Here is a 22,685-nt window from a genome sequence, read left to right as displayed (position 1 = left end):
GAGGGCTCAGAGTACTCCGCCAGCAAATGAAACTGGGTACTCTTTCACCGACATCTCCAGCGTACCACTAAAAATCAGAACGTCGAATGGCAGCGTGGCACCGAACTGCGACGGTACTTCGGCTCCCGCCAGCACCGTCATTGCCGTCGTCTCTGCTCTATTGTTCCTAGAACGGATTCGACGGATCGTCGTTGTGGCGGCACTGCTCGGTGTAGAAGCCGAAGTCGAACTCCAGACGATCCTGCTGGACCTCGTTGCCGACCTCCTTCGGGAGACACCACTCGAAGCCGATGTAATAGGTGTTCGACGCGGTTGTGCAGGCGGGATCGTCGGAGTCCAAATCGCCATCGAGTAGGGCGCCGCCTTCGAGTTCTTCAAGAACTTCCCGCAGGGTCCCTTCCGCGATGACTGGCTCTTTGCCGTACTGATAGACGTTGTCGCCGGGCTCGACCATCTCGCCGTTGCCGCCGTTGTCGCCGTTTTCGAGACAGCACACGTCGATGTTGCTGATACCCTGCCCGGTGGGCGTCGAGAACGTCGCCTCATCGAGGATCACGGGCACTTCGAAGACGTAGACCTGCTCGCCCTCGTCACCGCCTTTCACACTGACGATCACGACGGGACCGTCCGACGAGAGCGTGACGCTTCCGTCGTTCGTGTCCCTACTATTGACTGTTATTTCGCCACAGGGTCCGTTAACCGACGTCTCCTCTTCGAACTCCTCTCCGAAATACTCGTCTCCGTCGAGGTCGCCCTCGGCGAACTGTTCGAGCCGCTCCTCGTAGTCGTCACAGTTGTAGTTTCGAGCCGCCTGACCGAACCGGTCGTCGCTGCCCGTCGTGATGATCTCGTCGATCCCCGATGTTCCCTCGCCGATTTCGCCGCTTACGGAGCCCGCACCGTTGGTCGGGGGATACATCCCCTCGTACATGTCATACCAGACGCGCGCCTCCGCCTTGTCAGCGAGGTGGTCGGTCGGTTTATTATCGGCATTCTTGTCCTCAAAGCGGAGGTTCTTTGTCCGGAACCAGACCCAACCGTCGTTGCCACAGAGGTGATAGCTGAGTGTCGTCTCCCAGCAGTCGCCCGGTTTGACATCGTCAAGGTGGACGAGCGGCTCGTTAGAATTGTCTCCCGATGTGATATCCCTGCTGTGGTAGTCGATTATCGATCGTTTCGAGCTGTTGAGCGGATCCTCGAAGTCGCTGAGTTCGTACTTTTCATGTTCACAGATACCCTTTTTTAGATCATCCTGGGTACCGTCAGTGGGGTGGGCATCAGGGAACACGTCGATGAGTTTCAGCCCGTCACCCATGTCGTATGCTTCCTGCCAGTCCACAAATAGGTCGAGTTCACCCGCGACGATCTCGTTGTCGTTGAGGTGATTGTCGTCGGTAAACAGCGCTGATGTGCCAAGCCCTCCGAGCGCTGCACCGGTGCCGGCAGCGCCGATTCCGGCGAGTACGCTACGTCGATTGAGTCGTCCGCTGTTTTCGTCTGCCATAGTTTTTCCACGCGACAGACGGCGTCTCGCCAACTGCCACGTATCAGATAGTGCCCGGTGATGGGGCGTATATATATACAAGCTGATGGTTCGCTAGACGGAGTCTTTAGCTCGCAAGCATTCGTGTAACATGTCGTAGCAGCGGAATAATATAGCTATTAGAAATGGCTAATAGCGACAATTAGACGCCGGCACGGCGGTTCCATCTGACTCTCACGGACGCGGTGCAGCCTTCTGAAGCGCCATTGTGGACCTGAGAGCTATCCAAAAAGTCTGACCGAACTCCCAGCGACCGTTTCAGTGGCTGCGTTGAATCACTAGATAGCGGCGGAACGAGTCAGTAAATCAAAGGAGTTGAAGCGGGAGGATGCGAGTGTCTATGACGCAAATCTCCCGCTTCACTGGGGAAGTTGTGCCGATTGCTCAAAACGTTACTGGCGATGGAAGCGAATCCGCCGCCCCGGAAGGTGGCGGCGGATTCGCCGACTATGCTCTTGTTTCCCTACATTGTCTACGGATTTACCTCGATGCGTCCTACCGGATGACGATTGACCTGCTCAAGGAAATGCCACAAATAACCGGGGAGATCGGCCTCAGCGCGGCCGATCTCCCCTCTCCATCCACGTTGTGTAAAGCGTTCGACCGAATCAGTATGAGCGTCTGCCGAGTGCTGCTGCGCCAGTCGGCGCAGCTGCACGATCCCTCGAAACACGGAGCTATTGACGCAACATTCTACGAACGATCAGCTGCGAGCCGCCACTACTGCCAGCGAATCAGCTACCGCGTCCAGAAACTCAAAGTCACGAAACTCGTCGATACAGAGTCTCAAGCCGTCCTTGACGTACACTGCTCGACGAACCGGGAAGGAAGCGACGCAGACCTTGCCGAGCAGATCGCCCGCCGGAATGCGGGCGATCTGCGGTCTCTTGCCGCCGATAAAGGTTATGACAAGCAGTCACTCCGTGAAGCACTACGTGATCTCGACATCAGACCACTGATCAAGCATCGTATCTTCGCGCCGTACGACCACGCACACAACGCCAGAATCGACGAAAACCGCTACAATCAGCGCTCTATGACCGAAACCGTGAACTCGGCTGTGAAGCGCTCGCTCGGCTTCGCCGTGCGAGCGCGGTCTTGGTTCCGTGAGTTCCGCGAGATTGCCTTGATGTGTGTTGTCTATAACATAAAGCGCTTCGTCAAACAATGAATTCCAACGCCTTACAGCGATTCAACACGGCCGTTTCAGTCATTCACCGACTGGCCGTCACGCAGCGGGATCGGACTCCTCGTCCCGGTCTCCCTCCGAGTCCGACCCGTCTTCCTGCGTCCCAGCGGAATCAGCCGCTGGCTCGTACTTGTACAGTATAGAGTCCTCTGTGACGTAGTAGCACTCCGCACTGGAGTCTTCGATGACGCGCCGATCGCTGTCGATGGCGACGTCGACGAGCCCTTCGAGCGAATCGACTTCGATCGTCGGTTGGTCCGCAAGCGATGCCGGCAGGGATCCGGTCGTGATCCAGTCGTCGAACTTCCTGCGGTCGGCGTGATGTCGTGTATCGGCGGGGATCTGCAGATGGCCGCGTTTCTCCGCGCCGACGACACCGACGAGACCCACCAGCGACACGACGAACAGCAGCGGTGCGCCGAGCGTTCTGAGCGAACTCCTCTCGGCGGTTCCGGCGACGGTTTCGCTCCGATCCCCGAACCCTGTATCGTCCATCGTCGTGTCGACGCTGTACGTTTCGCCGTCTGGGGTGATGACGAGCACGTCCTCTCGGACGTGGCTAACCGACTGGTTCTCGACCGTGCCCTCGATCTCCGACCGGGCGACGATTCTCGCGTCGGTCTCTCCGGGGTCGGCACCGAGGTTCTCCTGGATCCTTTCGACCCGCTCCTGAAGATCGCTCACGTCGACCGACGAGGCGACGGTGTGGGAATCCCCGGCCGCGATCGAGGCCGACTGTTCGCTGTCGAGCGATTCTGTCAGCTCCCAGTACACCTCCTCGCCGTCGCTCGACTGCAGTATCAACAGGAGCTCCGTCTCGACGTCGACGGTCCCGTTCGCCGTCTCGTGTCGGTACTCGTACTCGACATCTAGCTCCGGCGAGACGCGTGTGAAGTACGTCCCGCGGTTCTCTAACACGTCGCCCTGCTCGAACGCTTCGGTGTCGTTCTGTACGACAGCCGAGTGCGTAAACTCGCCCGAATCCGTCCACACGACACGCTCCTGGTCGCCCTCGGTATCCGGACCGGCCAGCGTCGTGGCGGTGAACGCCCCGCCGATCAGCAGTAAGACGACCAGGGCGACGACGATGGTCGTGTACCGCGCCGCAACGAACCTGCGAAGCCCAGCCAGCCGTTTGTCGGAAGTCGATGCCACTCCGTGTCGATTGTCGTCGTCGCTCATGATTGTCTCTCCCCCAGAATCGTTCGTCTTGGCTGTCGCGTTCAGAATCGTCCCCGTCCCGAACAGCAACACCAGCGGCAGGGCGAACGCAGCGCCGATCACGCCGCTGATCGTGCCGACCGCCAACCACGGATGCACCGAATGCAACGCCTGTATCGCCGAGGGCGGCAGGACGGCCAGATACCGGTACTCCGCAACGGTTCTGACGTAGTAGCCGGTCTCCGGTGGTGCCGTGATCTGCACCGTCGCGTTGGCTTCGCTACGCTGCCCGAGATACTGCTGTTCCGGCTCGACTTCGACGCCCGAACTCGCCGGTTCCATCACGGCGTAGCTGGGTAACAAGCCGCTGTTCTGTGTGGTGACGGTCCACGTCGCCGTCTCCCCTGCGGGATCACGTCCGGCCGATCGGAGTCGAACTCCGCGCTCACGACCCCGTAGTCCTGGGTCCCCCGGCGGCGAGCATCGTCCCTGCCGCCGTGGCGACGATGAGCAGCGTGAGCACCCCGATCACGAGCCCGGCGTTGTAGACCCCCTTTCGGGACTGCGTTCGATCGCGGTCCCGGCGTCGACGCCCCTCGCCGAGCAGTCCACTCAGGAACGCTCCGGCGCTCACGAGCAGGAGCAAGAAGGCGACCCACTGCACCTGCAGCAAGGCGGTGATCCCGAGCGCAGACGCGACGGTGTGTTGCACCCGCTCGACACCCGACTGGACCGTCGACACGGCCGTCCCGAGGTTCGGGATCACGACGACCTCGCCGTTTACCTGCCAGGCCTTCGCCAGGACCTGCCCCTCAGTAACCAGCGGTTCCCCATCGTCCTGATCGGTAAACGGGTTCGCATCGCCTTTCGTGACGTACCCTTCCTCGGTTATCTCGACGACCCGATGCGTCGTGACGTCACCCCCGTGGACCTCCTCGGACTGGAAGGTAATCACGTCGCCCTCGTCGACGGAGCCGGTGAGTTCGGCGGGGATCGCGACGAAGCCGTCGCCGGCGTCGATGGTTGGCTCCATGCTGCCGGTTTCGGCATAGGAGAGCAGGATCGGCTGACCGAGGGCCTGGCCGGCGAGTAAGGCTGCGACGAGGAGCAGTAGCACCACGACGACACCGGTCTCGACGTAAGATCGCACGCTCATATCCGCACAAGATCGATCGGTGACTCGACATGCGAACGTCGGTTCCTGATGGTTGGCTTCCGGGTGCTTTCGAGTGGGTTCATCCCACGATGTACTCGCTCCAGTATCGGTATTTTATATGTGCTACATACTCCCGGTAAGAGCCATATTCCACACAGAACTTTTCAGTTACTTCCGCTCATCCAGTCCACTGGCATGATTTTGATTCACACGATTTGCGGGTCGTGTATTCAAAAAGAAGCCGACCCAGAACGCGCGATTTAGTGCGAGATTTCAGTCGTCGGCAGTCGCCTCGGCTGTGATCGTCAGATCGGTCCGGCTCTTGATGGTAGTGCCTCCTGATTTGACTGCGACCCCAACTACAGCCGAATCGCCCGGTTCGAGGACGTTCTGTCCGTCGAGACCGCCGCGCCTCGTGATTTCTCCTCGAACTCGTTCGCAAAGTTTGCGTCACATGTCATCACGGAGATCCATTCGTTTCCGTCGACGACGTAGACACCGAACCTAGAGGTGAACCAACCGTCCATTCCACAACCGCTGAATAGGAACGAGATCTCTTGGGTCCCCTTATTAGTGACCACGAGGACATCGTCCATGAGCGTCTCGGCATCAGGATTCACGCCACTGCCACCGGCGTCGGTCTCCGTGATAGTGAGGGAGAGTTAGCCGTTCGTTTCGGTGACGTACTCACCGTTCGGGCCGTCGCTGGTCCGCAGTCCCAGGAATGTGCCACTATCAGAGGTGTCATTGACTGTAAGGTCGCGATCTGCTTCGACCGAGGCGAAAGCTTCGGACCCGAGGCAGCGAGGCCCCGCCTGCCGCCGTCGTCTCGAGTCCGAGTATTTTTCGCCGTTTCAGCTTGGAGCCCCTGTCTTGATGGGGGTTTCTGTTAGACCTGTTCGGCGTCGGCGTGGATGGTGATCGTCTCCAACGCTTCCAGGAATTCGTCGGCGTTTTTGTCCTTTTTCAGATTGAAGAAGAGACCGGTAGTGAAAGTTTCCCCCTTGCCGAGCGTGGGTTGGCTAGAATCGGGTTCCCTACGAAGGAGCGGCCCGGTGGGCGCGACAGCACCCTGGTTCCCACTGTAATCGTCGTCGAAGCCATCAGGACCAAAAGTCATGCCCAGTCTGACCTCTTGAGTGCCTGAGTTCCTGATAGTCAACACGTTCTTGAACTCGACAAGGGCACGGTCGTTAACGCCACTTCCGGCCACACCGGTAGCGTTGTCGTCGAAAGTCAGTTGTATCGTTCCGGGGTCGTCCGTTTCCTCCGCGTACGCGTCGCCGTTTGGACTGTCGGCGGGTTTGATTTCGAGGAATGCATCTGAGTCGTCGGCGACATTGACGTTGATGTCGCGATCAGCCTGCACCTCGGTAAACGCACCACTCCCTGTTATTGCCGCCGCGCCGGCGGCGAGCGATCCCGTTCCGATCAGAAATTTGCGTCGTTCCATTGTTGTCTCACTTTAGTTTGTCGTACGCCGGTTCACCCACTGACTCGTCAGCACCCACACGTCGACCGTCGTTCCGCTGCGGCGCACATCGTGTTGCACCACGGTGTCCCACTTTGGTATATACGACCAGCATCGACGGAGAGAACGCTTGTGCTATCGAAATAGAGCCTATGGAGCGTGAACAAACAGTCTGTTCCAATCGGTTAAGATGCTTATAATTCGTACGTGTGTACTCGTAGCAATTCGCACGAATGCGGTTCCCTCTGGCACCTGAAGAAGCGTCCTTCCGTCGACGTCTCTCGAAGTCATAATCAAACTGTACAGAATAACTCAAATATAAACTACATACCCAAGTAAACGTATCTAGTCCAGTTCTTTGCTTCGTGATTTCAGACCGGCTATTCGAACTGTATTCTCGTATCCGCCTCCGTCCGAAGTTATGTGAGGTTACCCCAAGATAGCTGGATATACTAAAATGATACTGCATTGAACTCTTGATCGAGCAATGAGTGTATCTTCCGACTCCTCGGTAGGATCGAAGAGCCCTTCGATCGGACACGGAGAGTTCTCGAGAGATACGGTTCTGGAGGTATTGAGCAACCAACGACGTCGATTCGCGATCCACTACCTCAAACAGCAGTACAGTTTCACTTCGCAGCGTCCCGCCCCCGTCGATATCGGCGAACTGGCCGAACAGATCGCAAGCTGGGAGTACGACAAGCCGGCCGAGCACCTCACCGCACAGGAGCGGAAACGAGTCCAGAACGCGCTGCGGCAGTTCCATCTGCCGAAGATGGACGATTACGGGTTCGTCGACTACGACTCACAGCGGGGGACCGTCGAACTCACCGAACCCGTCCTGAACTGTGATTTCTACGTCGACGTGTTACCGGAACGCGGCATCCCCTGGGGGACGTATTATCTCGGGTTAGCTGGCTTTTGCACGTTCTGTGTCGCCGGTATCGGGCTTGGAATCGCTCCGTTCTCGTTCTTTTCGCCCTTCTCGTGGCAGGTCTTTCTGGTCACCGTTCTCGCGGTATCGGCCATCGGGCATTACTACGATAACAAGTACCGGATGCGGGTCGGTGCCCGCGACAAACCGCCGGAGGTGGCAGACTGATGAGACGGAACAGTCGACTCGTGGTCGGGGTGGTCGCGCTAATCGTTGCACTCCTGTTGATCACGTCTACCGGATCGTTCAGTGCGATGACCGCCGAGCGCCCGGCGCAGGTGACTGTCGTCGACGATCCGGACGCGTATCTGGGCGTCGAACAGGAGACCGAACAGGCCGACAATGGATCCACGCTGAACCTCACCGTCACCAATCAGTTCTCTGGCGGCACTGATCTCGACGAAATGAACGTGAGCGTCGGTGGGGAGAGCCAGGAGATGAGTCTCGACGCTGGTGAGAGTGAGACGAAAACATTCAGAATCAATCGACTGTGGCGATCCGATCACGATTGAGGCGAGCGGCTCCGGTGTCGAGGTGTCGCTCGACCGAACGGTCGAGTGTGAGTGAGCAGCCCCCTTTCAGGGCCGCGGTGCAGCCTTCTGCAGCGCCGTTTCGGCGATGTTACCGCCGTAGTCGGCGCTCCGGGAGAGCGAGTCGACGATGATCCCGAGTAGCTGTGCCTCGTGGGGATCGAGCGTTCGCAGTTCGTCGTCGATGCGGCGGCTCCGCTCGTCCAGTTCCAGGATCGACTCCCGGACCTGGTGGGCGATCTCGCTCGATCGGGAACTGTCGTCGGTCAGCAGCGCGTCCATCGCCTGATCGATGATGCCGGCGGCCTCCTCGTGGAGGTCGACTATCTCGTCGGTGACGTCCTCGGGGATATCGTCGAGCTGGAGAGTAAGCTTGCTGATCTTGGCCGCGTGATCGGCACTGCGTTCGAGCTGGCGCGCGCTGGAGTGGTAATCGAAACAGTCCTCGCGCGGGAGGCCGAGTTCCGTGGCCGCGCTCGTGTTCCGGAGCGTAGCCCGGAAGGTTCGCGAGACGACGAACCAGAGCCGGTCGACGTCGTCGTCCCGCTGGATGACGTCCCGTGCGAGGTTGTCGTCGTTCTCTACGAGTGCCGTCACCGCGTCCGCGAGCATCGACTCGGCGATCAGGCGCATCCGCGTCACGGCGTTCGTGATAGATAGCTCCGAGGAGTCCAGTAGATCCTGCAGGACGACGCGCTCGCCGGTCTCTTCGAGCACTTCGACGCCGATCAGGCTCTGGGTGGCGCTCCGGATCGCGCGGCGCTGCTCACTCGTGATCTCGTTGCCTTCGAGAGCAATCATGTCGAAGCCGCTGACGTACATCGTCATCACAGCTCTGGTGAGTTGGTCGCCCTCGAGGTCGGTCACGTCCAGCGTTCCCTCGGTGTGTTCCTCGTCGGTTTTCGGCATCAACAGAAGGGAATCGTTCTCGACGTAAAACTCGACCTCGCTCCCGGCCGCGACGTCGTTCTCCGTCGCCCACGATTTCGGTAGCGAGACTGTGTACGTCGAGCCGCCGGTGATCTGGACTTTCCGCGTCTCCATACCTGCCGTTCGGGCGTGCGATACTAAACTCCTCCCATCTATAGAGCAGCCGTCTCTGATCACTCCGCGAGATTGCGCCGCCCTGATGGCTGTTTCCGATTGTTATGGGTCGTTAATGAACTAAGAAATATATATCTATATGGCACTATTTATTGATCATAGAAGCGTATTTAGACCTCCCATCTCCACAGTATTTGTGATGGCAAATCACCGGGAGTCTGGTGACCGCCTGAACAACTCGTCGCGTCGTGGGTTCCTTTTGACGGCCGGAAGTGCCGGGTTAGCCGGCCTCGCTGGTTGTGTTGCTCGTGGACAGAGCAGCGATCTGTCCGGTGAGATTGTTATCGACGGCAGTGATACGGTCTTCCTGCATACCGCGGCCGTCGCAGAGGAGTTCCAGTGGCAGAACAACCAGGTTCGGATCCCGATCCGGGGCTCCGGTACCGGGGCAGGGTTCCAGCGGTTCACCGTCGGTGAGACGGACCTGCAGAACGCGAGCAGGCCGATCACCGACGGCGAACGCGAGACCGCCGAAGCGAACGGCATCGAGTTTCTCGAACTCGAGGTCGTGCTGGACGGGATCGCGCTCTACGCCAACCCGCAAAACGATTGGTGTGATACGCTCACCGTCGAGGAACTCAATCGGATTTGGGGCTCCGACGCGGACGCGACGCGCTGGAGCGATATCGATTCGGACTGGCCCGACGAGGAGATCGTCCTGTACGGCCGTGACTCGCACTCGGGGACGTTCGATTACTTCACCGAAGAGATCAACGGCACCGCTGGCGACGTCACGGGCGATTACAACAAGACGTCCGACACGAACGTCATCGTCCGGGGCGTCCGGGGCAACGAACACGCTCTCGGCTTCGGGGGCGCAGGCTACTACTACGAGAACGAGGAGGACCTGAAACTGATCGCCGTCGACGACGACAACGGCGGCGTCATCCCGACCGAGGAGACGATCGGCAAGGCGTTCGAGGACAACCCGGGCGACGACGCGTACACGCCGCTCTCCCGGTCGATGTACGTTTACGTGAACGTGGCCGAACTGACACGGAAGACGGTCCGGGAGTTCGTGAAGTTCTTCTTCCATCGCGAGGACCCGGACGGGCCCGCGGTCACGCAGAGAGTCGCCCCGCGGGTCGGATCGTACGCGATTCCGGATTCGCTCGTCGATCGGGAGGCAGAACGGCTTCGTGAGGCAATCGAAGAGGTCAACTAATGGCAGGAATGGACACATACTCCGGTGATTCGGGGCTCACGGGTGCGGGAACGGGCGGCGAACAGATCCGGAACAAACTCGTCAAATGGGTGTTTTTCGCCTGCGCGTTCCTGTCAGTCCTGACGACGGTCGCGATCATCGTCGTCCTGTTTCGTGGGGCCTGGACCTTCTTTTCGGAGGTCTCTATCGTTTCGTTCTACACGAGCGCCGACTGGGCACCACAGCAGAACCCGGCACGCTTTGGCGTTCTCTCGCTAGTCTACGGGACGCTGATGATCACTGTCGGCTCCGCGCTCGTCGCCCTGCCTGTGGGAACGGCGACGGCAATCTATCTCAGCGAGTACGCCGACGAACGGATCCGATCGGTCGTCAAACCGACGCTCGAGATCCTCGCCGGTGTCCCGACGATCGTGTACGGCTTCTTCGCGCTCTCGTTTATTACGCCGGTTATCCAGCGGGTCTTCCCCGAGACGGGGACGTTCAACGCGGCGTCGGCGTCGATCGTTGTCGGGATCATGATCATTCCGATGGTCTCCTCGCTCTCGGAGGACGCGATGAGCGCAGTCCCGGACGAACTCCGTAACGCGGGCTATGGCCTCGGCGCGACGAAGTTCGAGGTCAGCACTGATATCGTCGTCCCCTCGGCCGTCTCAGGGATCCTCGCGTCGTACATCCTCGCGGTCTCGCGGGCGATCGGTGAGACGATGGCGGTCGTACTGGCAGCAGGGTTGACCCCGCAGATCACGGCCAACCCGCTCGACCCGGTCCAGACGATGACCTCGTACATGGTCCAGGTCGGGACTGGCGACGTCTCGGTTGGCTCGGTCGGCTACCAGAGCCTCTTTGCGGTCGGAATCACGTTGTTCGTGATGACGTTCGCGATGAACGTGCTGAGTCTGGCGATCAGATCGCGATATCGGGAGGAGTACCAATGAGCTCTAAAGAGACTGACGGCGGCGTCGTCGAGGATCGGTTCCCGCTTGCTGGCGGCGAGCAGTTACAGCGCAAGCGCCTGTACGGAAAGCTATTCGTCGGCGTCTGTCTGGCCGCGACGATGGTCGGTATCGTCGCGTTGGTCGCACTCCTCGCGGACGTGGTCTCCGAGGCGTGGGGCTGGCTGACCTGGGAGTTCCTGACCTACCCGCCTTCGCGGTTCATCGAGAACTTCGACCCCTCGATGTACGGCAACCCGGAGACGCGTCCCGCCGGGATCTATCCCGCACTCATCGGTTCGATCTATCTCATCATCATGACCGCGATATTCACGCTGTTTCTCGGCGTGGGTGCGGCGATCTATCTCGAAGAGTACGCCGCCGACAACTGGCTGACAACTCTGATCAACGCCAACATCTCCAACCTCGCGGGCGTCCCCTCGATCGTCTACGGTCTGCTCGGACTGGCGATGTTCGTCCGGGCGCTCAACACCGGATCGAGTCTGCTCGCCGGCGCACTGACTCTGACACTGCTGATCCTCCCGATCGTTATCGTCTCTTCGCAGGAGGCGCTGCGGGCGGTGCCGGACTCGCTCCGAAACGCCTCCTACAGCGTCGGCGCGACGCGCTGGCAGACGATCCGGAACGTCGTCCTCCCGAACGCACTCCCGGGCATCATGACGGGAACGATCCTGTCGCTCTCCCGGGCGATCGGCGAGACGGCCCCCTCATCATGATCGGCGCGGCGACGTCGATGTTCGTCCCGCCGAACGGCCCGCTCAGCGCCTTCGCGGCGATGCCGATGCAGATCTTCGACTGGGCACGCCAGCCAGCAAACGAGTTCCAGCACGTCGCGGCGGCCGGGATCATCGTCCTGCTCTCCGCGCTACTGCTGATGAACGCAACGGCGATTTATATCCGAAACAAATACGACACACCCACATAATCCATGAGCGACACAACACTCGGCACGACGACGGCGACGGAGACCGACACCGAAACAGACGACGAGGCCGGACGGGAGTTCGGCTCTCAGGCTGACGACGAGATGGCACCATCGATCGCCACCGTCCGGAACCCGATCCTCGAGGCGGAAGATCTGGTCGTCAAGTACGGCGACATTCAGGCGCTCCAGCCCGTCTCGGTCGGCCTCCCGGAGAAGGAAGTGACGGCGATCATCGGCCCCTCGGGCTGTGGAAAGTCGACGTTCCTGCGGTGTATCAACCGGATGAACGATCTGGTCGACGCCGCCGACATCACCGGGAGCCTGCGCTTCCGTGGGAAAGACGTCTACGACGACGACGTCGATCCGGTCGCGCTCCGGCGGAAGATCGGGATGGTGTTCCAGAAGCCGAACCCGTTCCCGAAATCGATCTACGACAACGTCGCCTACGGCCTCCGTATCAAGGGCCAGACCGAGGACCTCGACGCGGCCGTCGAGCAGGCGCTCAGACGCGCCGCGCTCTGGGACGAGGTCAAAGATCAACTCGATTCGTCGGGGCTCAACCTTTCGGGCGGCCAGCAACAGCGGCTCTGCATCGCCCGGGCCATCGCCCCCGATCCGGAGGTCGTCCTGATGGACGAGCCAGCAAGCGCGCTCGACCCCGTCGCGACATCACAGATCGAGGACCTGATCGCCGACCTCGCCGAGGAGTACACCGTCGTCGTCGTCACGCACAACATGCAGCAGGCGGCCCGCATCTCCGACAAGACCGCGGTCTTCCTGACCGGCGGCCAGCTCGTCGAGTTCGACGACACCAACAAGATCTTCGAGAACCCCGAGCACCAGCGCGTCGAGGACTACATCACGGGCAAGTTCGGATAGGATAACAACTAACCCGATCCCGCCCTTTAGCGGGTGTATGGGATCCGGTCGCGATCCGATCGAACGTGCCGCCGACGAAGGCGTCGACCTCTACGAGGTGTCGACGTGGGAGCCCCGCTCTCGACTCGACCGGGTGCTCGTGGGTGCGGAGAACAAAAGTCGTCGGCTCTATCGCCTGCTGATCTGGCTCGCGTTCGGATTGTTACTTCTCTCCGTCATCGCCCTTTCAGCGCTCGTCATCGTGGCGGAGTTCCAGTTCGGCAACCTCGATGCCATCACCGATCCGGTCGTCACGACGCTCATTGCTCTCTCGGTCGTCCCCGCGTTGATTCTGGCCGGATACATCTGGCAGACGGACGTGACCACCGACGAACCGGTCGCACTACTCGCCGTCACGTTCCTGCTCACGATGGTCCTCGCCGGTGCCGCGGCGCTGTTGAACGAGGTGGGTCAGGGTGTCGTCACCGTGCTCGGGACGGCCGCACTCGGCGAGGCGGTCGGTGGCACCCCTGTGATGCTGTTCCTCTTTTTCTTCCTCGTCGTCGGTCCCGTCGAGGAGACAGTGAAACTGCTCGCAGTGCGGTTGTACGCGTATCGCGACGACCGCTTCGACGCGGTCATCGACGGTGCGGTGTACGGCGCTGTTGCAGGGCTTGGCTTCGCGACGATCGAGAACGCGCTCTACATCACCCGCCCGCTGGACTCGGTGGCGACGGTGGCCGACATTCTGGAGACGGCGAGCGGGGCGACTGCCGCCAGATCACTCGCCGGTCCGGGCCACGTCATCTACTCCGCGCTCGCCGGGTTCTACCTCGGGCTGGCGAAGTTCAACCGCGAGTACGCCGTCCCGCTGGTCGTGAAAGGACTCTTCCTCGCCGCCGTCATCCACGCGACCTACAATACGGGGGCGAGCATCATTCCTGACTGGCTCGTCGAGACGACGTCCATGTCCTCGCTCTCGGCGGTCCTCGTCTACGTCCTCGTGTTCGACGGTGCCGCCGGCTACTACCTCTATCGAAAGCTCAAGCGCTATCAGGACACCTACAGATCGGTCGATGCGGGTCAGTTAGACCGCGATCCGACGCCCGTGCTGACCGAGTTCGATGGATCGACCCACGCCCCGTCTATCGCTTCGGGAGCACCGCCGGTCGAACCGCCGGTCGTGCGTTCCGAGGCGTCGAGCAGTCCGGCTATGGAGGATACGACGAATACGGCCGACAGTGGCGGAGACAACACCGGGGGCGAGGAGGCGTCGGCTCCTGATTCGCGGCCGGACGAAGGGGACTCAGCCCGGAGGAGCGGAGCGGGAGACACGCACGAGGAGGGATCTGACGGGAGCACCGAGGGGGACCGATCCGAAGAGAGCAGCGAGGGGCTGGACAGATCCCGTGGCGACACCAACGACTCCCTCGACGACTGGGAGTTCTAGTAGCCGTCCAGCATCCGTTCTGCGTACTTTGCGATGACGTCGACTTCGAGGTGGATGGGAGCGCCGACCGATTTCTCCGAGAGCGTCGTCATCTCGTAGGTCGTCGGAATGATGGCGACGCTGACCGACTCGTCGGTCCGGTCCGCCACGGTGAGACTGATGCCGTCGAGGGCAATCGAACCCTTCTCGACGACGTACTGGTCGAACTCCTCGGGGACGCCGAACTCGAACTCCCAGTCTTCGCCGACCTGACGGATGTCACGGACCTCTGCGACACCGTCGACGTGTCCCTGCACGAAGTGGCCGTCAAGGCGGTCGTTTGCTGCCAGCGCGCGTTCGAGGTTGACGGCATCGCCCTCGTCGAGCGATCCGAGATACGTCTTCTCGACGGTTTCTGCGGCCAGAAACGTCTCGAACCAGTCGTCGCCGAACTCCTCGACGGTCAGGCAGGCACCGCTGACGCTGATGCTCTGGCCATGTTCGAGGCCGTCGGTGACCGTCTCTCCACTAACACGTAGCCGAACGCCGTCGTCGGTCTCCGTTCGCGAGACGATTTCGCCCGTCTCCTCGACGATTCCTGTAAACATATCTTCGTGTTAGGTTGCTCCCGAGGAAAGGATTCCGGGTTCCGACCGTCCTCGGCCGTTTCGCCCCACAGAGCGACGTGCGAACTAAATCCACGGATATTACTACGTGGGGGAGTAATGCTTAATAAGAGTTACTTTCACATGAATACGACATATTTCTCTCCGAACGGTGATGCGCGATGAATCCGAGGAGAATCGATTTTCTCGTCGATATGGCCTACGGCGCCATGTTGCTGGCTGCCATCATAATCATCGTCACTGTCGGCACGCAAACCGGTGTCGCGTTCGGTCTGGGAATCATCGCCTCGTACGTCATCCACGTCGTCTGGAAGATGGGTCGATTCGATCCGGACTGGATGACCCGACAGGTCGAGGAGCGGGTCTCCGAGCGCGTCGAAGAACAGGTCGAGGAAGAGGTCGATCAGGTACGCGACCAGATCGACGAGGTTAACGAGCGTGTCGACCGCCGTCCGAGCGAGGGCGAGGTACAGGATACAGTCGGCGAAACGGTCGGTGAGAGGGTCGAGAAAACCGTTGAAAAGACGGTCGGCGAAAAAGTCGAAGAAACGGTTGGCGAGACGATGGAGGATACAGTCGAGGAGACTGTAGAGGCGACGGTGGAGGAAACAGTCGAAGAAACGATGGAAGAGAGGGTTGAGGAGACCGTCGGTGACACCGTCGAAGAAAGGGTCGAAGAGAAGGTCGAAGAGACTGTCCAGGAGGCGGTCGATGTGGAGGAGACGGTCGAGGAAACAGTCGAAGAGACCGTGGAGGAGGCGGTCGATGTGGAGGAGACAGTCGAGGAAACAGTCGAAGAGACCGTGGAGGAGACGGTGGACGAGAAGGTCGAAGAGACTGTCGAAAAGAAGGTTGCAGAGACGGACGGCGACAGCTAACTGGGCCAGCGTCGCGTTCGTCGTTGCACGTCACCAGAGCAGATATCCGAAACGAGTCCGTCGCACGTTTTCCCGTCTCCGATCCAACCGAGAGATACAGTAGAGCCGAGTATATTTACCGTATGATTCCCTCACAATACGGTTAAGCCCGTTTCGCTCGTATTTTTCCTATGGCATCCAAGATTCTGGTCCCGATGGACGACTCGGAGATGGCGCGCGAAGCGCTGGAGTACGCGCTCGAACACTTCCCTGACGCGGAGTTTACGGTTCTACACGTCGTCGGGGGCCCTTCCCCGATGTGGGGCGAGGCGACCGGACTCGCACTCGCTGATGATCTCGAGGAAGCCACGGCCGAACTCTCCGAAGAAGTGTTCTCAACCGCGCGCGAGACCGCCGAGGAGTACGACATCGAAATAGAGACCAAGAGCAAACTGGGCCATCCTGGTCGGGCGATTATCAACGAGGCCGAGGAGTACGACACCGTCGTGATCGGCACTCACGGGGGGACCATTGCCGAGCGACTCTTCGTCGGGAACGTCGCAGAGCAGGTGTTCCGTCGGAGCCCGGTCCCCGTCGTCGTCGTGCGGTGAGTCGCTGTCTCGGCCAGTTAGCTACTCGAAAGCGGTTCGACGCGGAACCGGTAGCCCGGATAGACGCCGTCGAGATTCGCCGGACTCTCCTCTCTCGTGTGCTCCCGACACAGGAACGCCGTCGCCTCGACCGCCCCGTGTCCGGTCTCCTCCTGATACCGCTCGACGACGACGAAGTCGGGTGACTCGGTACAGCCCCGACGGTGACATTCCTGAGGCGGTTCGGCGACGACTTCTTCGCGTGGCGGCTCTTTCTCGTCTCCTCGTTCGACCGCCTCTGTGAGTTCGCGCTGTCGCTGCCGTTCGTCCGCGTCGCGAGCCTGTTTGTCTCGACTATTTCGATCGTCTGCCATACGGTGAGTAACGCGTGTCCGGAGCATAATCGTATGGCCGGAGGAACTCACGCGCCAGAAACTGCAACACGCTCGCGAGACGCGGCTTGAGACGTTCAGAGGTCCCTCCGATATCGACGAGTGGTATTTCACTGTGTTCGCCCGGTCGTTAGATTTCAGTCTCCTATCCCGGGAAATAGCCCACGTAATATTTCCATACCTCTAATCTAACGACATCTGGAGATACATAGATGTTATTGAAAAGAAAATCTTTTCATAGTTCGGTTCTGAAGTGTAGATCAACCACTGGTGTCATATTGTGCCACGAATGGAAACAGCGGAAATCGATACCGACCTGAGTCTCTTCAAATACGACAACCTCGAACAGTTACCCGAACGATATCGGGAACTGGACGAAGCCGAGCGGACTGAGCGGATCGAGGCCGCGCTGGCCGAACTGGGTGACGACGTCGTCATCCTCGGCCACAACTACCAGCGACGGGAGATCGTCGAACACGCCGACTTCATCGGTGACTCCTACCAGCTATCGAAGGAAGCGGCCGCCGCGGACGCCGAGTACGTCGTCTTCGGCGGCGTGACGTTCATGGCCGAGAGCGCGGATATCATCACCGACGACGAACAGACGGTGATCCTGCCGAGCATGGAGGCGTCCTGTCCGATGGCCGGGATGGCCGAGGCCCTGCAGGTCGACGCCGCGTGGGCCGAAATCACCGAGGCCGCGCCCGACGAGGATATCATCCCGATCACGTACATGAACTCCTACGCCGACCTGAAGGCCTTTACCGCCGAGCACGGAGGAGCGATCTGTACCTCCTCGAACGCCCACCTCGTCTTCGACTGGGCGCTGGAGAAAGGCGACAAAGTCCTCTTCCTGCCCGACAAACACCTCGGCGAGAACACGGCCCACCGACTGGGCCTCGAAGACGAGACCGCCGACTGGGATCCGTGGGACCCGGAGGGCAAAGACGCCGCAGAGGTCGCCGAATCGGACATCATCCTCTGGGACGGCTACTGCCAGGTCCACGAACGGTTCCGCGAGCATCACATCGAGACGATGCGCGAGGACCACCCTGACGCGAACGTCGTGGTCCACCCCGAGTGTCGCCGCGAAGTCGTCGAGGCGGCCGATATCGCCGGATCGACGAGTACCATCTGTGAGGTCGTCGAGGAGGCCGACCCCGGCGACACCTGGGCGATCGGTACCGAGATCCACCTGGCGAACCACCTCGACCGCTGGCATCCGGATGTGAACGTCCTGCCGCTGTGTGGCGACGCCTGCATGGACTGCAACGCGATGCGCCAGATCGACCCGAACTACCTGACGTGGGTGCTCGAAGAGCTGGTCGAGGGCCGCGAACGCAACGTCATCGAGGTCGCAGAACGGGAGAAAGAACTCGCCGAAGTGGCGATGAACCGGATGCTGGAGCTTCAGGGGTGAAAGGATGGGTGACCATACTACCGCGGATGTGCTCGTCGTCGGCACCGGCATCGCTGGCTGTGCCGCGGCGCTCGCGGCCGCACGTGAGGGCAGCGACGTGCTCGTCGCGACGAAGGCCGAACGCCCCGAGGACGCGAGTACCGACTGGGCGCAGGGCGGCATCGCCGTCTCCCGGGACGACCCCGAGCAGTTCAAACGGGATATCCTCACGGCGAGTAGCGACACTGCCGACCCCGAGGCGGTCGACGTACTCGTCGAGAGCGCCAACGAGGCGGTCGAAGACGTCCTGCTGGAGACGCTCGGCATCGAGTTCGATACGGCAGACGAGGGCGCCGAATCGACGGGGGAGCAGTGGGACTACGGCCGCGAGGCGGCCCACTCCGAGGACCGGATCATGCACGTCAACGCCGAGACGGGCACGCACATCCTCCGACCACTGCTCGCGTATCTCGACGATCACGAGCGCGTGACGATTCTCGAAGATACGGCCGTGCTCGACCTGATCACGCACGAGGGGCGAGTTCACGGCGCACAACTCGACCGGACCCCAGGGAGCGAGCAGGCCAACACCGGCTACCCGGTCTTTGCCGGGTCGACCGTACTGGCGACCGGCGGGATCGGATCGCTCTATCCTCACTCGACGAACCCGTCGGGATCGACCGGTGACGGCATCGGGATGGCGGCGCTCGCCGGCGCGGACGTCGCCGACATGGAGTTCGTCCAGTTCCATCCGACGGCGCTCGACGAGGCCGCCGACGGCGTGGCCGAGGCCGACGAGACCGAGGGGATGGACACGGTGCTGATCAGCGAGGCTGTCCGCGGCGAGGGCGCACACCTGCTGAACGGGGACGGCGAGCGGTTCATGCCTGAAGTCCACGAGGACGCCGAACTCGCGCCGCGGGACGTGGTGGCCCGTGCGGTCGCCCGCGAACGGTCCGAGACGGGAACAGTCCGTCTCGACGTGTCGACCTTCGACTTCGCGGGGAGTTCCCCGACCTCGCCGACCGGTGTGCCAAGCGTGGCGTCGATCCCGCCGAGGGGATCCCGGTCACACCCTGCGAGCACTTCCTCTGTGGCGGCGTCGCCGTCGACGACCGCGGTCGGGCGAGCCTCGACCGACTCTTCGCCGTCGGCGAGTGTGCCCGCACCGGCGTCCACGGCGCGAACCGGCTGCCTCGACGAGCCTGCTCGAAGGGCTGGTCTGGGGACTCCGGGCGGGCGAGACGGCGGTCGGCAACGAGCCCCGACCGATCGAGGCCGCCGATCTGCTCGATAGCGACCCCGACCTCCCGCCCCGGTTTGCCGCCGAGAAGTTCACGCGCCTGCGTCGCGTGATGGGTGAGTACGTGGGTCTGCGCCGCGACCGCGACGGACTCGGACGCGCCGCCGCGGTACTGCGCCGCCTCAAGGGCGAGGTCGACGCCTACGTCCGGACCCGAACCGCACGGGACATCTACGAGTTACGCCACGCCAGCGTCACCGCGTTACTGATCGCCCGCGCCGCGGCCGAGAACGAGCGGTCAGTCGGCTGTCATTACCTCGACGAGGCGACCGAACAGGTCGCGGAGCCAGCGGACGACTGATGATCACGGACTCACAGATCGAGGGATGGCTCCGTGAGGATCTGGGCCATCACGACGTGACCAACGAAGTCCCCGGCGGGACGTCCGGCCGCCTCGTCGCGAAAGAGAGTGGCGTCCTCGCCGGACTCGACGCCGCCGAAGCCGTCTTCGAGTACCTCGACGTCGACGTCACGCAGTCGCTGCCGACGGCGACCCGGTCGACACCGGTGATACCGTACTGGCTGTCGAGGGGGCGGCTACCGACGTCCTGCGCGGCGAGCGCGTCGCCGTGAATATCGCCGGCCACGCCTCCGGTATCGCCACGAAGACGCGCCGTGCGGTCGAACGGGCGAACGAAGCGACGGCCGGGGCGGACAGCACGGTCGAGATTGCGGCGACCCGCAAGACGACGCCCGGTCTCCGCGGCGTCGAGAAGCGGGCGGTCGTCGCGGGTGGCGGCGACACCCACCGCCTCGACCTCTCGCATATGGTGATGGTGAAAGACAACCAGATCGCGGAGTTAGGGCTGGAAGAGGCGATCACGCGCTTCGACGAGCAGACCTCGTTCGCCACGAAGATCGACGTCGAGGTCGAGCGAGTCGAGGATGCCCCACGGGCCGCGGCGGCCGGAGCGGACATCGTCCTGCTCGACAACATGACGCCCGGGAAGACCCACGACGCAGTCGAACTGCTGGCCGAGTACGAGACGCTCGCGGAGGCCTCGGGCGGAATCACCGTCGAGGACGTTCCGGCGTACGCGAAAACGGGCGTCGACGTCATTTCGATGGGGTCGCTCACTCACAGCGCGCCCGCACTCGACCTGTCTTTCGGGACCGGTGAGTAGGATCATCCTATTCAGCCACGGCACCTGAGCCGACTGTTTATATACGATGGGGCGGCCAGCGGTGGCCATGCGATTCAGAAGCGTTCCGCTTGGATGACCGGGCAATCGAGGGGTTACCGATCAGACTCGTCATCGCCATCGTCGTCGGCGTCGCGAGTCTCAGCATCATGATGTCTATGCTCTCGGGGGTCGGTACGCTCGGGACGACGGAACTCGACGTCCAGCCTGACGACGAAGTGATCAACGCTGGCTACAACTCGGTCGATCTCACGGTGATCGACGAGCAGGGCGACGCCGTCGAAGGGGCGACGGTGATCGTCTCCAGCGGCACTGCGAGCATCGACGGCATCGAGAACGAGAAGTCGGATGCGAACGGCGAGGCCACAGTCAGTATCTCGCCGGAGCTACGCGACAATCAGGACAAGGGTACTCTGGAGATAGAGATTAATCCGCCTGCGGGGACCGAGTACGAGGACCAGCGGGAGAACACCGAGCTACTGGTGATCGACGACTAGACGCCGTCCCAGTCGATCCAGTCGCGCTCCCAGCCGTGTCGCGACTCGGCGCTGCGCTGTGCGTGCTCGCGGTCCTCGCGTGCGGTCCGGTTGCGCTCGATGGCGTCGGCCTGTTCGCCCTCGACGAGCAGCGGCGCGAACGCGGCGTTGCCGTGCTCCTCGACGTCGCCATTGGCGTCGACGACCGAGAGCCGCTGTTCGCCGGTGCCGTGGGGCATTACGAGTTTGCCATCGGCGGCTGGCTGGTCGTGCAGGGCGGGCGGTGGCCGGACCGCGGCGGCCTCGAGCAGGATCCGGTCGTACGGCGCGTACTCCGGTAGCCCCTCGGCACCGTCCCGCCAGTCGACCAGCACCTCCTCGTGGCCCGCTGCCGCGAGGTTCTCGCGGGCCTGGTATACCAACGATCGGGTGATATCGACCGCGTGGACGTTTCGTGCGCCAACGATTTCGGCGACCACGGCCGCGGTGTAGCCGACGCCGACGCCGACGATCAGCACCGACTGCTCCGGCTCGACGTCGAGCAGTTCGAGCAGTCTGGCGGCGTCGCTCGGTGAGAGGACGCGGGTGCCGTGCTCCTGGTGCGAGATATCTGCGTAGGCGGCGCGTTCGGCCTCGACGAACTCGTGGCGCGGCACTTCACGCATCGCGAGGCCGATCCGTTCGCTCCGGACGACCCGCTTTGCCTCGTGTTCGAGGCTATCGACCATGTCGTCGCGGAGGATTGCGGGTTCCATAGTCGACGGATAGATCCGGAGCGTAATCAATCGCGCGACTGGCTATCGGTCGTTCAATATAAGAGTCGCCGGCGTGGCACGCGGTTTCAACGCCGCATCCGTACGAACCGGACGCCGCCGTGCGCGCTCCGCTCGAGCGTCCCGTCGGTACGCTTGTCGAACCGTTCGAGCGTCTGCCGTCGACGGCCGATCGGCGCGAGAATTCGGCCGCCGGGGCACACCTGCTCGGCGACTGGTTCGGGGAGTTCTCTGGCCGCGCAGGTCAGATAGGCACGGTCGTAGGGCGCATGCTCCGGCCAGCCGTCCCGGCCATCACCGACACGGATCGAGATGTCGCCGTAGCCGATGTCGTCGAGTGTCGACCGCGCCTGCTCGGCAAGCCGGTCGCTGTACTCGACGGAGTAGACGTTCTCTGCTCCGACGACCTCTGCGGTCACTGCGGCATGATAGCCACAGCCAGTACCGATCTCCAGGACAGTATCGCCCGGGGCGGCGTCGAGCAGTTCGACCATGATCCCGACCATGTGCGGGGCACTGATCGTCTGGCCGTCGTCGATCGGGAGGGGGCGGTCCTCGTAGGCGGCGTCACGGCGGGCCTCGGGGACGAACTCGTGGCGCGGCACCGCTCGCAGCGCGTCGAGCGTCGCCTCGTCGGTGATCCGCCCGCTCTCGGCGAGGCGCTCGACCATCCGGTTGCGACGGTCGGCGGGCGATCCCCCGGTCATCG

General features: G+C 61.8%; 21 protein-coding genes and 3 pseudogenes. 14 read left to right on the top strand and 10 right to left on the bottom strand.

Going from position 1 to position 22,685, the window contains the following annotated elements:
• Window positions 1-166: 166 nt before the first annotated feature.
• Entirely contained in the window at window positions 167-1,504 is a 1,338-nt protein-coding gene (locus tag ACFQH2_RS16620; protein ID WP_377055545.1) for a SipW-dependent-type signal peptide-containing protein, read from the bottom strand.
• 379 nt (window positions 1,505-1,883) lie between these two features.
• Here ACFQH2_RS16620 and ACFQH2_RS16615 point away from each other — a divergent pair, with 379 nt between their 5' ends.
• Entirely contained in the window at window positions 1,884-2,714 is an 831-nt protein-coding gene (locus ACFQH2_RS16615; protein ID WP_377055543.1) for an IS5 family transposase, read from the top strand.
• Window positions 2,715-2,771: 57 nt separating this feature from the next.
• Here ACFQH2_RS16615 and ACFQH2_RS16610 read toward each other — a convergent pair whose 3' ends face one another.
• The 4 genes from ACFQH2_RS16610 to ACFQH2_RS16595 form a co-directional block, all read right to left on the bottom strand.
• Window positions 2,772-4,235: a DUF5305 domain-containing protein gene (locus ACFQH2_RS16610; RefSeq protein ID WP_377076940.1), complete on the bottom strand. Its 1,464-nt coding sequence runs from the start codon at window positions 4,233-4,235 to the stop codon at window positions 2,772-2,774.
• A 103-nt stretch (window positions 4,236-4,338) separates the two neighbouring features.
• The gene (locus tag ACFQH2_RS16605; RefSeq protein WP_377076939.1) at window positions 4,339-5,049 is read right to left on the bottom strand and encodes a signal peptidase I; all 711 of its coding nucleotides are present in this window, start codon (window positions 5,047-5,049) and stop codon (window positions 4,339-4,341) included.
• 359 nt (window positions 5,050-5,408) lie between these two features.
• Window positions 5,409-5,669 (bottom strand): hypothetical protein, encoded by a 261-nt coding sequence (locus tag ACFQH2_RS16600; RefSeq protein ID WP_377055537.1) that lies wholly within the window; start codon window positions 5,667-5,669, stop codon window positions 5,409-5,411.
• Window positions 5,670-5,938: 269 nt separating this feature from the next.
• Window positions 5,939-6,502 carry a hypothetical protein gene (locus ACFQH2_RS16595; protein WP_377055535.1) on the bottom strand — a complete coding sequence of 188 codons (564 nt, stop codon included), beginning with the start codon at window positions 6,500-6,502 and terminating at the stop codon, window positions 5,939-5,941.
• Window positions 6,503-7,094: 592 nt separating this feature from the next.
• Between ACFQH2_RS16595 and ACFQH2_RS16590 the strand changes: the two genes are divergently transcribed.
• Together ACFQH2_RS16590 and ACFQH2_RS16585 are read left to right on the top strand one after the other, a co-directional pair.
• A complete protein-coding gene (locus ACFQH2_RS16590; protein WP_377055533.1) occupies window positions 7,095-7,622 on the top strand; it encodes a DUF7344 domain-containing protein in 528 nt (175 codons plus the stop codon).
• On the top strand, window positions 7,622-7,966 hold the full coding sequence (locus ACFQH2_RS16585; RefSeq protein WP_377076938.1) for a hypothetical protein: 345 nt from the start codon (window positions 7,622-7,624) through the stop codon (window positions 7,964-7,966). Before ACFQH2_RS16590 ends, ACFQH2_RS16585 begins: the two co-directional genes overlap by 1 nt.
• Window positions 7,967-8,032: 66 nt before the next feature.
• Here the strand turns inward: ACFQH2_RS16585 and ACFQH2_RS16580 are convergent, their stop codons facing one another.
• Complete coding sequence (locus ACFQH2_RS16580; RefSeq protein WP_377055529.1) at window positions 8,033-9,028, bottom strand: PhoU domain-containing protein; 996 nt, start codon at window positions 9,026-9,028, stop codon at window positions 8,033-8,035.
• A gap of 199 nt (window positions 9,029-9,227) precedes the next feature.
• On the opposite strand from ACFQH2_RS16580, the gene ACFQH2_RS16575 reads away from it, so the two are divergent.
• The 5 genes and pseudogenes from ACFQH2_RS16575 (at window position 9,228) to ACFQH2_RS16555 (ending at window position 14,439) form a co-directional block, all read left to right on the top strand.
• Window positions 9,228-10,253 (top strand): PstS family phosphate ABC transporter substrate-binding protein, encoded by a 1,026-nt coding sequence (locus ACFQH2_RS16575; protein ID WP_377055527.1) that lies wholly within the window; start codon window positions 9,228-9,230, stop codon window positions 10,251-10,253.
• An 8-nt stretch (window positions 10,254-10,261) separates the two neighbouring features.
• Window positions 10,262-11,188, top strand: a complete 927-nt coding sequence (gene pstC / locus ACFQH2_RS16570) for a phosphate ABC transporter permease subunit PstC (RefSeq protein ID WP_377057120.1) — start codon at window positions 10,262-10,264, stop codon at window positions 11,186-11,188.
• A pseudogene (pstA, locus tag ACFQH2_RS16565) lies at window positions 11,185-12,131 on the top strand (phosphate ABC transporter permease PstA). Before pstC ends, pstA begins: the two are co-directional and overlap by 4 nt.
• 3 nt (window positions 12,132-12,134) lie before the next feature.
• Window positions 12,135-13,010, top strand: a complete 876-nt coding sequence (gene pstB, locus ACFQH2_RS16560; protein ID WP_377055523.1) for a phosphate ABC transporter ATP-binding protein PstB — start codon at window positions 12,135-12,137, stop codon at window positions 13,008-13,010.
• A gap of 37 nt (window positions 13,011-13,047) precedes the next feature.
• Window positions 13,048-14,439, top strand: coding sequence for a PrsW family intramembrane metalloprotease (locus ACFQH2_RS16555; protein WP_377055521.1), 1,392 nt, complete (start codon window positions 13,048-13,050; stop codon window positions 14,437-14,439).
• Here ACFQH2_RS16555 and ACFQH2_RS16550 read toward each other — a convergent pair.
• Entirely contained in the window at window positions 14,436-15,026 is a 591-nt protein-coding gene (locus ACFQH2_RS16550) for a riboflavin synthase (RefSeq protein WP_377055519.1), read from the bottom strand. The genes ACFQH2_RS16555 and ACFQH2_RS16550 overlap by 4 nt on opposite strands.
• Window positions 15,027-15,238: 212 nt before the next feature.
• On the opposite strand from ACFQH2_RS16550, the gene ACFQH2_RS16545 reads away from it, so the two are divergent.
• Both ACFQH2_RS16545 and ACFQH2_RS16540 read left to right on the top strand, forming a co-directional pair.
• Window positions 15,239-15,922: a hypothetical protein gene (locus ACFQH2_RS16545; protein WP_377076937.1), complete on the top strand. Its 684-nt coding sequence runs from the start codon at window positions 15,239-15,241 to the stop codon at window positions 15,920-15,922.
• 170 nt (window positions 15,923-16,092) lie between these two features.
• Window positions 16,093-16,512: a universal stress protein gene (locus ACFQH2_RS16540; protein ID WP_377055515.1), complete on the top strand. Its 420-nt coding sequence runs from the start codon at window positions 16,093-16,095 to the stop codon at window positions 16,510-16,512.
• A 17-nt stretch (window positions 16,513-16,529) separates the two neighbouring features.
• Here the strand turns inward: ACFQH2_RS16540 and ACFQH2_RS16535 are convergent, their stop codons facing one another.
• Window positions 16,530-16,865 (bottom strand): hypothetical protein, encoded by a 336-nt coding sequence (locus ACFQH2_RS16535; RefSeq protein ID WP_377055513.1) that lies wholly within the window; start codon window positions 16,863-16,865, stop codon window positions 16,530-16,532.
• A 307-nt stretch (window positions 16,866-17,172) separates the two neighbouring features.
• Between ACFQH2_RS16535 and nadA the strand changes: the two genes are divergently transcribed.
• The 4 genes and pseudogenes from nadA to ACFQH2_RS16515 all read left to right on the top strand — a co-directional run bounded on the left by nadA (window position 17,173) and on the right by ACFQH2_RS16515 (window position 21,224).
• A complete protein-coding gene (nadA, locus tag ACFQH2_RS16530) occupies window positions 17,173-18,303 on the top strand; it encodes a quinolinate synthase NadA (protein ID WP_377055511.1) in 1,131 nt (376 codons plus the stop codon).
• A 4-nt stretch (window positions 18,304-18,307) separates the two neighbouring features.
• A pseudogene (locus tag ACFQH2_RS16525) lies at window positions 18,308-19,886 on the top strand (L-aspartate oxidase).
• Window positions 19,886-20,709 (top strand): annotated as a pseudogene (gene nadC / locus ACFQH2_RS16520) (carboxylating nicotinate-nucleotide diphosphorylase). Before ACFQH2_RS16525 ends, nadC begins: the two co-directional pseudogenes overlap by 1 nt.
• An 89-nt stretch (window positions 20,710-20,798) precedes the next feature.
• Window positions 20,799-21,224, top strand: coding sequence for a DUF7382 domain-containing protein (locus ACFQH2_RS16515; RefSeq protein WP_377076936.1), 426 nt, complete (start codon window positions 20,799-20,801; stop codon window positions 21,222-21,224).
• Here the strand turns inward: ACFQH2_RS16515 and ACFQH2_RS16510 are convergent.
• Together ACFQH2_RS16510 and ACFQH2_RS16505 are read right to left on the bottom strand one after the other, a co-directional pair.
• The gene (locus ACFQH2_RS16510; RefSeq protein ID WP_377076935.1) at window positions 21,221-21,958 is read right to left on the bottom strand and encodes a protein-L-isoaspartate O-methyltransferase family protein; all 738 of its coding nucleotides are present in this window, start codon (window positions 21,956-21,958) and stop codon (window positions 21,221-21,223) included. The genes ACFQH2_RS16515 and ACFQH2_RS16510 overlap by 4 nt on opposite strands.
• A gap of 86 nt (window positions 21,959-22,044) precedes the next feature.
• Window positions 22,045-22,683, bottom strand: coding sequence for a protein-L-isoaspartate(D-aspartate) O-methyltransferase (locus tag ACFQH2_RS16505; RefSeq protein ID WP_377055501.1), 639 nt, complete (start codon window positions 22,681-22,683; stop codon window positions 22,045-22,047).
• Window positions 22,684-22,685: the final 2 nt, after the last annotated feature.

Source organism: Natronoarchaeum sp. GCM10025703 (genome assembly GCF_042661985.1).
Lineage (GTDB): Archaea > Halobacteriota > Halobacteria > Halobacteriales > Natronoarchaeaceae > Natranaeroarchaeum.
The sequence above is the reverse complement of the archived record's forward strand: the minus strand, read 5'-3'. Positions and strand labels throughout refer to the sequence as shown.